The sequence below is a fragment of the Marivivens sp. ABH4_498 genome (assembly GCF_056160585.1).
This window is the reverse complement of the sequence record NZ_JBSWXL010000004.1, coordinates 232,499-246,306: the sequence shown is the minus strand read 5'-3', so window position 1 is coordinate 246,306 and position 13,808 is coordinate 232,499. Positions and strand designations below refer to the sequence as shown.

The window sequence follows — 13,808 nt, the reverse complement described above, 5'->3', positions numbered from 1 at the left end:
TGCGCCCGAACTGGTGGTGCTGCGTATTTTCTGAAAACTAATATTTGGCTGCCCAATGAATATTTTTTGGGGGGGCAGTTGGTTCGATTGGCCTGCCTAACTCTGCTTGCGGGCAGGTGCGGGGGTATAAGCCTAAGGCCCCAAAAATTTCCGCGCATTTTGCCGATAGTGAAAACAAGCGGGAGAAATGCAAGAATGCGGACATGCTTTCTGACCCCGTGATGCGCCATCTGTAGGGGAGGAACCATGGCACTCGTTAATCAAAAAAATGCCGATGCAGCGCGCGGGACAAAGCGTGTAGCCAAAGCCCCTGCCAATGGCCGCGCTGCCAATGTTGACCAAAAACGCCAGCATGCGCGTACCGTTGCGAAACAAAAACAGACGGCGGATGCCATTGCATCGGCTTGCGCAGAGCTGAGCGCAGGCGTCCAAGAGGCCAGCGCCGCAACCGAAGAATTATCAAACGCGATGTCGCAGATCGCTGCTGGCGCGGTTCAGGCAGCCTCGGCCTCTGAAGAAAGCGCTGCGTCTATGACACAAGTGAACCGCCGTGTCGGCCAGCAGTCGGTCGCTGCGTCGAAATCGCTAGAGGTCACCAACAAACTGCAGACGTTGATCGCCAAAGCAGACAGCAGCGTCGCTGGATTGATCGATAACGTGGATGCTGGGGCGCGGCGTCAATTGGCATCTGTGGACCTGATGCGCGAATTGGAAAATCAAGCGCAAAACGTGATCGAAGCGGTGAACCAAGTTATCCGCATCGCCGATCAGACCAATCTGTTGGCCCTGAATGCCGCGATCGAAGCCGCCCGCGCGGGAAAACACGGCAAAGGTTTTGCCGTTGTCGCCGATACCGTTCGCAAGTTGGCTGAAGCATCTGAAAGGAATGCGACCGATATTGATCAATTGGTCCGCAGCATCCAAGGCAAAGCCAACGTGCTATCGGGCAGCGTACGAGAGGCTGCAGATACGGCCGCCGAAGAGGTTCAGAAATGTCGCAAGGTCACGGATAATCTGGCCGTTATCTCTGATGATATGCGGTCTATTCAAACCGGTGCCGAAGCCCTGTCTGCGAATGCGATGGAAATGGGCACCTCTGCTGAACAGGCACTAAAAGGGGCCGAACAAGTCGCCGCCGCTGCCGAAGAACAATCCGCCGGTGCCGAACAGGCAAACAAAAGCGTCACAGACCAAGCCGCAGCATTAGAAGAAGCCGACCGCGCATCGACCGAACTGGTCGAAATCGCCGAAGACCTAAGCACGGCGGCGGATATCGGAAAATCGTCCGAAGAGCTTGCCTCTGCCTCTGAAGAGCTGGCATCGACCATCGAAGAATTGAACCGCGCAAGCACGGAAATTTCGACCGCGATATCGCAGATTTTGGATACAGCATCTTTGCAATCTGCGGCCGTTGAAGAGTCGGTTGCGGGGATTATCCAGATCGAAAACAACGCAAAGCTGGGCAAACAGAATGCGCAGGACGCTGTTGCCAAAGGCAAGGCGATCAGCGAACTGTTGTTGGAAAACCGTGATAGCATTGCGGCTGTGATCACTGGTGTCAGCGATGCGATGCAGGCCGGAAAACAGTCTGTCGCGGAAATTCAGGAACTGGAAATTGTCAGCCGCCGTATCGACAAAATCGTCGATGCGATTGCAAATGTTGCGATCCAGACCAACATGCTGGCCGTGAGTGGCGCAGTCGAAGCTGCCCGCGCGGGTGAATACGGCAAAGGCTTTGCCGTGGTGTCGACAGACATCCAAAATCTGGCCGAAGACGCCCAAAAGAATGCGGACGATATCAAAGATATGGTCAAAGGCATTCAGGATCAGATCGTCGTTGTGCGCAACGACCTGATTGAAACCGCAGAAAATTCATTGGCCGAGGTCGAACGCGCCCGAGGCACAACGACACTGTTGGAACAGGTCGCTGATGATATGGCCACCGTCCTGGATGGCAATTCCGATATTCTGAGTTCCAGCGACGAAATCCTAGAGGCAATCGCAACGGCGCGTCTGGGAATGGAACAGATCGCATCGGCGGCTGAACAGGCCCAGACCGCTGCAAATCAGGCATCAATCGCGGCTGACGAACAGCGCAAGGGCGCCGAAGAATTGTCCGCTGCAATCGACAATATCGCAGCCAGCGCTGACGAATTGCAAATGGGATGATGGACGCGCTGTAAGTTGTTGATATTGCAAGGGGTATGTCATGGCACAACATGAACCAAACGCCTTTGACGCCGACAAAGTCGAGCAGGAGCAGCTCACCAGCGTTCGCCAGTTTGTCAGCTTTGTCATTGGTCAAGAAATGTTCGCCTTTTCCATTGAAAAGGTTCAGGAAATCATCCGCGTTCCCGATCTAAAACGGGTTCCTATGTCACCTGTTTCGATGTTGGGTTTGGCAAATCTACGTGGGTACATCCTGCCTGTGTTTGATCTGCGTGCGATGCTGGGCACATCGGGGCCCATTACAGACACGTCGCGCGTGATCGTTGTCGAACAGGGCACGAAAGTCGGGTTGGTCGTTGACCGCGTGGCCGAGGTTCTGAACGTTCCCGCCGACCGCATTGAAGATGTGACCGCGATCGAAAAGACGGTGAATACCGACCTGCTGACCGGGGTGGTCAAAAACTTTGGGGATCATGGTTTGATCCAGCTGTGCGATCCCAGCGGTTTGCCTGAATTGCAACATACCGACAGGGACACCGAAACACAGTCGGTTTCAGTCGCTGCCGCCGCGCATTCGGTCCGTTCGGATGATAACACGTCCATCGAAGATGTGCTGCAAATCGTGTCCTTTCAGATCGGCACCGAAGAATACGCATTCAAATTGGCGGATGTGGATGAAATCGTGCGCGTGCCATCGGACATCGCCGAGGTTCCGAATGCGCCGTCCAATGTGGTCGGATTGGTCACTTTGCGGGACCGCGTCATGCCGATGATCAGCTTGCGTGATTGTCTGGGCGTGCCCCGCGAACAGGGCACAGACATTAACCGCGTTGTCGTTTTGCGCGTTGCGGATGAACACGGCGATCTGCGCCAATTCGGTATGGTTGTGGACCGCGTCCGCGAGGTGCTGCGCGTGCCGACGGATCAGATCGACGACGTTCCCGAAGGCGTCAAACGGCGCGGCGCAAATGAAATCGAATGCATTTGTAAATTGGACGGCGGCGCGCGGATCGTTTCGGTTTTGTCGGCCTATGACAGTCTAGGGCAGATCAACCTAAGCGACGTTCACGCCGACCTGCAGCCGCAAGACACCATTCAGGAGGCGGATATGACACCCATGGATGCAACCGACCAAGACGACGTTCAATTGGTTGTCTTTAAACTGGACAACGAAGATTTCGGAATTTCGATCCATTCGGTGCAGGAAATCATCCGGCTGCCCGATCGCTTTGTGTCTGTTCCGAACGCAGATCATGAAATCGAAGGTATCATTAACCTGCGCGGCATGGTTTTGCCGGTGATCGACATGCGGCGCTATTTCAATATGGCGGCGGCCACCCGCACCGAACGCCAGCGAATTATCGTGCTTAGCTGCGGGGGAACTCTGACAGGGTATATCGTTGACAGCGTGACCCAAGTCTTGCGGGTCACCACCGCCGAACTTACACCGCCGCCGCCCTTGAACAGTGAGGCAGCAAAGTTTGTCGAACACGTCGCCAAATTGCATGAATCGCGTTCTTTGGTGCTGGTTCTGGATAGCGCGGCGTTTGACGTGGTGGACGGGGCGACCTTGGAAATGGACGCCGCGCCATGAAGCTGCTGATGGTCGAAGATTCTGCGCTTATGCGGCGAGTGTTGCGGGAAAATGTTTCTGCTGACCAAAGGATCGATTTGGCCTTTGCCAGAAACGGAGAGGACGCAATCGAAAAGCTGACCAGCTTTGAACCAGACGTGATCACCATGGACATCAATATGCCCAAAATGGACGGCCTGACCTGTTTGGCGCATGTGATGGACATTCGGCCATGTCCGGTCATCATGTTATCTTCGCTGACGGACAAAGGCGCCACCGCCACATTCGAGGCGTTAGAGCTGGGCGCGGTTGATTACGTTGCAAAGCCGGATGGAACGGTATCGACCGATATTTCCACAATTTTTGACGAACTGATGAAAAAGGTTTGGTCGGCCTATCGGACACGCAAACCAGCAAAATCGACGAACGTTACATCAGTCGCAGCCCCGACGCGTCAGCCCAATATGGATCGTGCCCGCCCACGGGTCGAATTGGTGCTGGTAGGGAGCTCTACCGGAGGGCCAGGCGTGGTTCAGCATGTGCTGGAAAACCTGCCTGCGCATCTGCCTGTGCCGATTTTGATCGCGCAACATATGCCGCCGCGTTTCACTACGACCTTTGCGGGCCGTTTGGGGCACATATGTCGTCACCCCGTGATCGAAGTCACGCAAACAACCCCGCTAGAAAAGGGCGCTGTTTATCTGGCCGCAGGCGGCAAAGACGTCATTGTTGATCGCAAATTCAACCGATTGGTTGCCTCGCCCGTGCCATCGGATGACCAATTCACATGGCACCCAAGCGTGTCGCGGATGTGCCAAAGCGCGTTGGGCAAAATCGATCCGACAAAATTGATTGGCGTCATGCTGACGGGGATGGGGGATGACGGATCGGACGAAATGGCCCGCATTCACCAAACGGGCGGCGTCACAATCGCGGAATCTGCGGAAACCGCCGCTGTGTTTGGAATGCCCGGAAAATTGATCGAAAAGGACGGTGCGACATGTGTGCTGCCGTTTCCTGACATTCCCGAACAATTGTCACGTTGGCTGGGTCAATCAGCCCCAATTCGGAGGCGCCAATGTTCGTAAAATCTTCGACGCAGACCATGGCACAAGACGCGGAGTTTGACGCCTTTGCTATGATCACGGATGCGGATGCCGATAATCGCCGCGCGGCTGCCATCGCATTGTCAGGCCGAAAGGATGCATTTGCGGCCCTGTCTGACCTATTGCGCAGTGAAACAGAAACATCCGTACGCGATGCCGTTCTAAACGCGCTGATTGCGATCGGGTCGGCTAAGGTGGTCGATCTGTTCATTGAACATTTGCGCGCAGATGACGCAACCCTGCGCCGAGAGGCGGTTCATGCCTTGCAGCAGATGCCCAAAAAGGCAGCCAAAAAGATCCGCAAACTGATGTCGGATCCCGATGCGGATGTGCGGATCATGGCCGTGGACATTCTGCAATTGCTGACCATTTCGGATGCTGTCGAATGGCTGCGGGAATTGTTGGCGTCCGAAGAAAACGCAAACGTTGTTGGGACGGCTTTGGACCGCCTTAGCGAAATTGGCGGTCCGCTGGAGGTTCCTATATTGAAAGAGGTCAAAGACCGATTTGCGTCCGATGCCTATGTGCAATTTGCGGCCTCGCACGCGATTGATCGGATCACCGCAATACAGGCAGAGGAGCAGTCATGAAAGCCGCTCTGAGCCAACAGGATTTCAACCTGTTCCGCGAATTTTTCTACAAAAAGACCGGCATCGAATTTGATGATAGTAAACGATATTTCGTTGATAAACGCCTGTTAAAACGGATCGAGGAAACAGGGTCGAAATCGTTTCGCGATTATTTCATCTCGGTCCGTTTTGAAAGCAGTCAGAAAGAATTCCAAAACATCGTCAATGTGATGACGGTGAATGAAACCTATTTTTACCGCGAAGATCACCAATTCAAAACTTTGACCGAACAGGTGTTGGATGAACTGATTGCGCAGCCAAACCGCTCATCATCGCCTTTGCGTATACTGTCACTCCCCAGTTCAACCGGAGAAGAGCCGTATTCCATCGCGCTGCAGCTGATTGAAAACTGGCCAGGGTTGGACCGTTACGACGTTGAATTGGACGGTGCAGATATTGATACCAATGTGCTGAAACGCGCGCGCGACGGGATTTATAATCAGCGCAGTGTCCAATACCTGCCGCCTGATGTGCTGGACCGGCATTTCACAGAAACTTCAGCCGGTCGGTACCAGATTTCCGAAGATATCCGCGACGCCGTTAACCTGTTCAAGGCCAATTTGGCCAACCGTGATGATTGCCGAAAACTGCGCAGTTATGACGTTATTTTTTGCCGAAACCTACTGATCTATTTCGACGATCAATCCCGGCAGACGGCCATTAACGCGCTATACGATGCGCTGCGCCCAGGTGGTTTTCTGTTCCTTGGTCATTCCGAAAGCATCAGCCGAATGACGTCGCTGTTTCAGGTTCGGCGTTTTCCCAATTCCATCGTTTATCAAAGGCCGATGTCATGACAGGTCACCCATTCAAAGCGTTAATCGTAGACGATGCGACAACCGTGCGGATGTATCATCGATCGCTGATAGAACAGGCAGGTTGGACAACGGTCGAGGCCGAAAACGGTGTCGAGGCGATGGAGAAGGTATTGGATCAGAACGTCGATCTGATGTTTGTCGACGTCAATATGCCGATCATGGATGGCTATACCTTTATCAAAACGGCACGGGCGTCGCGGGCGATTGGCCATGTGCCGATCGTGATGATTTCAACCGAAGCCCAAAAGATTGACCGCGACAAAGCGTTTGAAGCAGGGGCCAATCACTATTTGGTCAAACCCGCCAGTCCTCAGGACATTTCAAACCTGTTGACGCTTTTGTCGCCAAAGGATCCGTCATGAATTCGCTGCTAGATCAATTCGTATCGGAATGCCGTGACCTGATTGAAACATCATCTCGGGCATTGCTGGCATTAGAGGCTGACACCGGAAATGCGGCCCAAATCAATGAACTGTTCCGCGCCATTCACACGATCAAAGGTGCGTCAGGTTTGTTTGATTTCAAACCGTTAACGTCTTGTGTTCACGCGGGCGAAGATTTGTTGGATGCCGTCCGCGCGGGGGATGTGGCGTTCAATTCGGATATCGCTGATCTGCTACTGGAAATGTTGGATCGGCTGGTCGAATGGCTTGACCGTATCGAAGACAGCGAAACCCTACCGCCCGACGCCCAAGACATTAGCGCAGCGCTGAGCAGCCGTTTGCGCGCCCATATTTCCGAAGGCGAAAGTGTTGATGACGCAAGTGATGCGTCCGAAACAGACGCTGCATCGGAGCCTTGGCCCGCTGACATTCCTGTCCTAGAGGGCGCTGAAACGGGGCTGACGTTAATCACCTATACGCCCGGTGAAACCACGTTTTTTGCAGGCGGCGATCCGCTACGCACGGTGCTGTCTGCGCCGGGGCTTCTGTGGATGCAGGTTGTGCAACCTGACGAATGGCCCGAACTGGATCAGCTGGATCCTTTCATGCTGAAAATAGGTTTTCGATTGGTGTCGTCGGCCACCTTGGGCGATCTGGAAAACCATTTTTCCTATGACATTGATGATGTTGTCATGACTCAGATTTCGGCTGGGGGTAGCACCAGCGCTATCGAACAGCTGGCCGATGATATTTTGCAGTCTCAGGCTGCATTGTTGGCGACCCCCCAACATGGCCTGTCAGCGGAAAACATCCACAAAAGCGCGGCTGACATTGTGGGCCGTATCGGACGTAATTTGAATTTATCGGCTGATGAAACGGGCGATTTGGATGCCGCGATTGCGGGGATGCGCGGCGCATTGGCAGGAAACGAACCTGCGCCTGTTGAACAACCGTCCGTAACCACGCCCGAAAAACAATCCGCAGCCGCGCCAGCGAAACAGCGGTCGGCGGGATATTTGCGCGTCGACAGTGATCGCATTGATGCATTGATGAATTTGGCAGGCGAATTGATCGTTGCTAAAAACGCGATGCCGTATTTAGCGCGCAAAGCCGAAAACATCGAAGATGGTCGTGAATTGGTGCGCGAAATCAAAATGCAGCACAACACCATCAATCGCATCGCCGAAGAATTGCAATCGGCCATCATGCAAATCCGCATGGTTCCTGTTGGCTCCGTATTGTCGCGGTTCAATCGGTTGGTGCGCGATATGTCCCGCAAGCTGGGCAAAGATATCCGCTATGTTGTTGATGGCGAAGACACCGAAGCCGACAAAGCGATTGTCGATGACCTATCTGATCCGATTGTTCACCTGATCCGAAATTCGATTGACCACGGGATCGAAACCCCTGCCGAACGCGCCGATGCGGGGAAACCAGAACAGGGCACAATCCGTGTGTCCGCCTATAACAAAGATGACAGTGTGGTCATTGAAATCACCGACGATGGCAAAGGCATCGCGGTCGATAAGGTGGTGCAAAAGGCGATAGAGCGCGGGTTGGTCGATACTGAACGCGTCAACGCGATGTCCGCGAACGAAAAACTGCAACTGATTTTCTTGCCAGGACTATCCACAAAAGAAGAAGTGTCAGACCTGTCTGGGCGCGGTGTCGGGATGGATGTGGTCGCCAGCATGGTGCGCCGTCTGGGCGGTCAGATTTCAATCGACAGCGAACCGGGTCTGGGTGCGCGTCTGACTTTGTCGTTGCCTTTGTCGATGGCGGTGCAGCGGTTGATGATGGTCGAGGTCGGCGACGGCCTGTATGGGGTCCCCGTCGACAGCGTGGTCGAAAGCCAGAAAATCAGCCCCACGCATATTCGGCGCCACCGGAATGCGGAAATGGTTTTGCTGCGGGATCGGCTGATACCGTTGGTGCGGATGCGTGATCTGTTTGAATGCGACCCGTTGGACGATCCCGAAACGCTCAGCGTGATGGTCGTGGATGTGAACGGCCATGAATCCGGATTGGTGGTCGATCGGTTCCACCCAGGTGTCGATGCCATCGTGAAACCAATGACCGGCGTTTTAGCAAATTACGACTGTTATTCGGGCACCGCGCTGTTGGGCGACGGTTCAATCCTGTTGGCCCTAAACCTAAGAGAGATCGTCGAATGCCAATATCATTAACAGACCAAACCGCTGTGTTAACGGGTGATATCGACATCACTGATGTCGACGTTTTGCATCCGTGGCTGTTGGAAAACCGTAACGGCACTGTCGATGTGACGGACTGCACTTCGGCACATACAGCCGTGGTTCAATTGCTGTGTGCGGCCAAGGCGAACATCAAAAACAACTCTGAAACCAATGACTGGCGTTCGATTTTATCAAATTCGAACAGCTACCTCGTGCAATAAAGGACAATAAAAATGGCACATATTCTGATCGTAGATGACAGCCCCACAGTGTTGATGAGCATGGACAACCTGCTGCAAAGGTTTGGTCACACAACAACCCAAGCCGCCAGCGCGGAAGAGGCGGTTGATATCGTATCGCAGGGCGGGGACGCACCAAAAATGGTGATCACCGATTTCCACATGGGCGGCGCCAATGGGGCCGAATTGATCCAACTGCTGCGCAAACAGCCGCCCCTGCGGTTCACGCCCATGTTGGTGCTGACCACGGATTCCCAAAAAGAACGCCGCGAAGAAGCCAAAGCTGCAGGCGCGACCGGATGGTTGACCAAACCTGTCGATCACGAACAGCTGCAGGCTGTTTTGAACAAACTACTGCCAAACACCTAGAGGAGATAGCCATGTTAGCAGACGCCGACGAAACCCAGTCAGCCTATGGTGAACATCTGCCTCGGTTGTTTGATCTACTTAGCGGTTTGACCAAAAATATTGCGCATGAAACGAACGAAGCGTCGATCAGTTTCATGACCTATCTGCAAGAGGTTGAAACCGCGATTGCCGCTGAAAAAGACAAAACAGATGCCGCGATTTCGCATATCAGCGACCTAGAGGACGTATCGGCCCAGCATAGCAAGGATCAGATGAAACTGACCCGTGACATGATGGAGGTCAAAAAAGTCGGTGGGATGATCCGCGAAGAAATCCAAACCACCCGCGAGGTGATGCGGTCCCTTGCTGATGCGATTAACAACATGCGCGTGGGTTTTGGTAAATTGGACGATGTGACCGCTGCGATTTTGGACCTAGAGGTAAAGGTCAACGCGACATCCGAAAAATACCCTGATGCCTTGGCTGATTTCACGGATATTTCGATGGATGTGGCGCGTCTTGCGAATGCGACAAACGCCATTTCGCGCAAGCTGCATCCCTATATCAACGCGGCCACGCGCGACGTTGCGCCCTATATCAGCGAAGAGGAACAGGAAAAACAGGCTTCGATCTTTGCCAATTTGGACAAACAAAATGCAGTCATGCGCAATGTTCAGGCCACGGTGGCTGGCGTGACATGGAATTTCGCCGAACTGGTCGAATTGAACGAAGAACAGCAAAGCGAACGCAAGGCGATGGCGAAAAAGATCGAAGGGTCCATTCGCAACGCTATTTCCAGCGCGCAACTGGGTGATGTGATCCGCCAGCAGGCCGAAACCATTGACCAGATGCTACAAGAGATGAGCACCTTTATCCGTGATCGGGATATTTCAACTGATATCCGTGATGATGTGGATAATCTGATCGCGCAATTGTCGCAGAAATACGTGATGTATTCGCAGCGCCGTATCCACACCCAAGAAGGCCACGACGGCGAAGACAGCTGGTCGGACACTGACGGTGATCTGAAGATCGAATTGTTCTAGGCTCAGTGGAAATCGCGGCTTTTGGGGATGATTTGCGCGTTGCGTGGATGACGGGCGGTGGGCGCTGGAATGGGGCGTTTAACCTCGTCACTGCGGGCGATGGGCGTGGCCATTGATTCAGGCGCAAGCCGTAGCAGCGCATCCGATTTATCAATCAGGTTTTGCGCGACCACGTGAATAATGTCGCCTTCGCGCTGGATATAGCCATGCACGGCTAGCAACCGCGATTGCATGATCGTTTTTCGGAACTGTTCCATGACCTTGGGCCAGACGACCACATTGGCGACGCCTGTTTCGTCTTCGATCGTGATGAAACACACGCCTTTTGCCGATCCGGGGCGTTGACGGATCAGAACCAGACCCGCCAGTTTGATCCTCTGGTTCGGACGGCTGTGGATCAGGTCCGCGCATTGCCCATAGCCCTGTTTGCGCATCGACCCACGTAGAAATCCCATCGGATGCGCCTTGAGCGATAGGCGCAGCGTTTGGTAATCGGCGACCACTTGTTCGCAAACGGGCATGTCGGGCAGCGCGACGGGCAGATCGGCGCCTTCGTCTCGGGTGTCTTGAAACAGGGGCAGGTCGGGCGCGTCGCGCAGGGATTTGGCATCCCACAGCGCTTGACGGCGATCAATGAACAACGACCGCATGGCATCGCCTTCGGCCAGTTTGCGGATATGCGCCGCCGATACCCCCATTTCCTGCAGTGTTTTGATATCGCGAATGGGCGCGTCGCGGCGGGCGATGAATTGATCAATGGCGGCGCGGTTCAGCCCCGATATCTGCCGAAACCCCAACCGTATGGCGAACCCGTTCTGGTGCGGTTCCAACGTGCTGTCCCATTGGGAATAATTCACATCGGGCGGGCGCACGGTGACGCCGTGTTCGCGGGCGTCGCGCACCAATTGGGCAGGGGCATAAAACCCCATGGGCTGTGAATTCAGCAAGGCCGCGCAGAACACCGCAGGATAATGGCATTTGATCCAGCTGGACACATACACCAGATGCGCGAAACTGGCGGCGTGGCTTTCGGGGAACCCATATTCGCCAAAGCCTTTGATCTGGTCGAAACAGCGGGCGGCAAATTCGGGGTCATAGCCGCGTTCGGCCATGCGCCCGACCATTTTCTGTTCCAGTTTGCCGATGGTGCCACGGCTGCGGAATGTGGCCATGGCTTTGCGCAGCTCGTTCGCTTCGGCGGGGGAAAAATTGGCGGCCTCGATCGCGATTTTCATCGCCTGTTCCTGAAAGATCGGCACGCCATAGGTGCGGCCCAGAATGTCGCGCAATTCTTCGGGGTTGTGGGGCGGCGCGGGGGATGGATAGACAACGGGTTCTTCGCCGCCGCGCCGGCGCAGATAGGGGTGGACCATATCGCCCTGAATGGGACCGGGGCGGACGATGGCGACCTGTACGACCAGATCGTAAAATTCACGCGGGCGCAGACGCGGCAGCATGTTGATCTGGGCGCGGCTTTCGACCTGAAACACGCCGATGCTGTCGCCTTTGCACAGCATGTCATAGACACGCGGGTCTTCGCGCGGGGTGGTGGCAAGGCTAAGGTTTCGCCCGTAATGCGCTGATATCAAATCAAAAGATTTGCGGATGCAGGTCAGCATTCCCAGCGCAAGGATATCCACCTTGAGGATCCCCAGCGCATCAATGTCATCTTTGTCCCATTCGATAAAACTGCGATCCGCCATAGCGCCGTTGCCGATGGGCACGGTTTCGGTCAGGGCCCGTTCTGTCAGGATAAACCCGCCCACGTGCTGGCCCAGATGGCGCGGCATGCCGATCATTTGCCGCGCGATGATCAGCGTTTTGCGCAGCAATGGGTCGGTCAGGTCCAGACCTGCTTCGGCGACGCGGCTGTCATCGACGTCGGTGCCCCAATGACCCCAGACGGTTTTGGCGATGGCGCTGGTGATATCTTCGGACAGGCCCATGACTTTGCCGACTTCGCGGATGGCGGATCGGGGGCGGTAATGGATTACGGTCGCGCAGAGCCCTGCGCGGTCGCGGCCGTATTTTTGGTAGATGTGTTGGATCACCTCTTCGCGGCGTTCATGTTCGAAATCCACGTCGATATCGGGCGGTTCTTTGCGTTCTTCGGAAATGAACCGTTCAAACAATAACTGGTGTTGGGCGGGGTCCACCGCCGTGATGCCCAGCACGTAACAGACCGCGGAATTCGCCGCCGATCCGCGGCCTTGGCACAGGATTTCGGGCTGCGATTCATAACGGGCAAAGCGGATGATGTCGTGGATCGTCAGGAAATAGCGGGCGATATCCAGCTTTTCGATCATCGCCAATTCTTTGCGCAGGACATCGGCGGTTTTTTCGGGCACGCCGTCGGGGTATCGCCAGTCCGCACCGGCCCATGTCAGATCGATCAGATGCTGTTGCGGGGTTTTGCCTGCGGGAACCACCTCTTGCGGGTATTCATAGGCCAGTTCACGCAGGTCAAAACGGATGCTGTCCGCGATTTCGCGGGTGGCGCGGATGGCGTGGGGCCATTCGGCAAACAGGCGCGCCATTTCATCGGGGGATTTCAGGTGCCGTTCGGCGTTGGGTTCCAGCAGAAACCCCGCATCGGCCAATTTCACCTTTTCGCGGATGCAGGTCATCACGTCCTGCAACGGGCGGCGGTCCGGCGCGTGGTACAGCACATCATTGGTCGCCAGAATAGACAGGCGGTTGCGCGTCGCCAGCGTGTCCAGCCGATTGATGCGGGCGCGGTCATCGGCGCGGTACATATAACTGGCCGCCACATGGGTTAACTGCGGCAAAGCGCGCGACAATTGCGCAAGGCGCGGCTCCCATTGCGATAGGTCGCTGGGCGGCACAGCGATCAGGCGCATCCCGTCCGCATGGGCGGCCAAATCGTCCAGAGTGATCTGGCAAATGCCTTTGTCCTGCCAATCACCATCGGGCGTTTGCATTTTGCCTTTGGACAATATGCGGGACAGGCGGCCATAGGCATCGCGGTCCGTGGGGTAGGCCAGAAATTCATCGCCCGTGGTCAGCACAATACGGCAGCCGATCAGCGTGCGGATATGCGCCTTTTCGCAGTCTATATACATCCGCACAACGCCCGCCAGCGTGTTCCAATCGGCGACCCCGATGCGGTCGTATCCCATGTCCCACGCCGTCTGGGCAAAGTCGGCAGATTCCGAGGCCCCGCGCAAAAACGAAAAACACGACGCCAGCCCCAGTTCGACATAGAAACTGGGCGCGTTGGGGGTGAACCCATCGGTGGCGATCGTTTTTTTCGGGTGGCGCGGTTCGATATCGGGCATGGG

General features: G+C 55.1%; 11 protein-coding genes. 10 read left to right on the top strand and 1 reads right to left on the bottom strand.

Annotation, left to right across the window (positions count from 1 at the left end; translation table 11 throughout):
- The first annotated feature begins 246 nt into the window (after positions 1-246).
- Genes ACXAGA_RS11400 through ACXAGA_RS11355 form a run of 10 tightly spaced genes read left to right on the top strand, consistent with a single transcriptional unit; the run spans position 247 to position 10,506 of the window.
- The gene (locus tag ACXAGA_RS11400; protein ID WP_475117599.1) at positions 247-2,169 is read left to right on the top strand and encodes a methyl-accepting chemotaxis protein; all 1,923 of its coding nucleotides are present in this window, start codon (positions 247-249) and stop codon (positions 2,167-2,169) included.
- Between the two features lie 40 nt (positions 2,170-2,209).
- Positions 2,210-3,763 (top strand): chemotaxis protein CheW, encoded by a 1,554-nt coding sequence (locus ACXAGA_RS11395; RefSeq protein WP_475117598.1) that lies wholly within the window; start codon positions 2,210-2,212, stop codon positions 3,761-3,763.
- On the top strand, positions 3,760-4,830 hold the full coding sequence (cheB, locus tag ACXAGA_RS11390) for a chemotaxis-specific protein-glutamate methyltransferase CheB (RefSeq protein WP_475117597.1): 1,071 nt from the start codon (positions 3,760-3,762) through the stop codon (positions 4,828-4,830). The genes ACXAGA_RS11395 and cheB overlap by 4 nt, the downstream gene beginning before the upstream one ends.
- The gene (locus tag ACXAGA_RS11385; protein WP_475117596.1) at positions 4,821-5,438 is read left to right on the top strand and encodes a HEAT repeat domain-containing protein; all 618 of its coding nucleotides are present in this window, start codon (positions 4,821-4,823) and stop codon (positions 5,436-5,438) included. Before cheB ends, ACXAGA_RS11385 begins: the two co-directional genes overlap by 10 nt.
- Positions 5,435-6,274 carry a CheR family methyltransferase gene (locus ACXAGA_RS11380; protein WP_475117595.1) on the top strand — a complete coding sequence of 280 codons (840 nt, stop codon included), beginning with the start codon at positions 5,435-5,437 and terminating at the stop codon, positions 6,272-6,274. Before ACXAGA_RS11385 ends, ACXAGA_RS11380 begins: the two co-directional genes overlap by 4 nt.
- A complete protein-coding gene (locus ACXAGA_RS11375) occupies positions 6,271-6,657 on the top strand; it encodes a response regulator (RefSeq protein WP_475117594.1) in 387 nt (128 codons plus the stop codon). Before ACXAGA_RS11380 ends, ACXAGA_RS11375 begins: the two co-directional genes overlap by 4 nt.
- Positions 6,654-8,864 (top strand): chemotaxis protein CheA, encoded by a 2,211-nt coding sequence (locus ACXAGA_RS11370; RefSeq protein WP_475117593.1) that lies wholly within the window; start codon positions 6,654-6,656, stop codon positions 8,862-8,864. Before ACXAGA_RS11375 ends, ACXAGA_RS11370 begins: the two co-directional genes overlap by 4 nt.
- Complete coding sequence (locus ACXAGA_RS11365; RefSeq protein WP_475117592.1) at positions 8,849-9,094, top strand: STAS domain-containing protein; 246 nt, start codon at positions 8,849-8,851, stop codon at positions 9,092-9,094. Before ACXAGA_RS11370 ends, ACXAGA_RS11365 begins: the two co-directional genes overlap by 16 nt.
- Positions 9,095-9,106: 12 nt before the next feature.
- Entirely contained in the window at positions 9,107-9,481 is a 375-nt protein-coding gene (locus ACXAGA_RS11360) for a response regulator (protein ID WP_475117591.1), read from the top strand.
- Positions 9,482-9,492: 11 nt separating this feature from the next.
- Positions 9,493-10,506 (top strand): hypothetical protein, encoded by a 1,014-nt coding sequence (locus ACXAGA_RS11355; RefSeq protein ID WP_475117590.1) that lies wholly within the window; start codon positions 9,493-9,495, stop codon positions 10,504-10,506.
- 2 nt (positions 10,507-10,508) lie between these two features.
- Here ACXAGA_RS11355 and ACXAGA_RS11350 read toward each other — a convergent pair whose 3' ends face one another.
- Positions 10,509-13,805: an error-prone DNA polymerase gene (locus ACXAGA_RS11350; RefSeq protein ID WP_475117589.1), complete on the bottom strand. Its 3,297-nt coding sequence runs from the start codon at positions 13,803-13,805 to the stop codon at positions 10,509-10,511.
- Positions 13,806-13,808 lie beyond the last annotated feature (3 nt).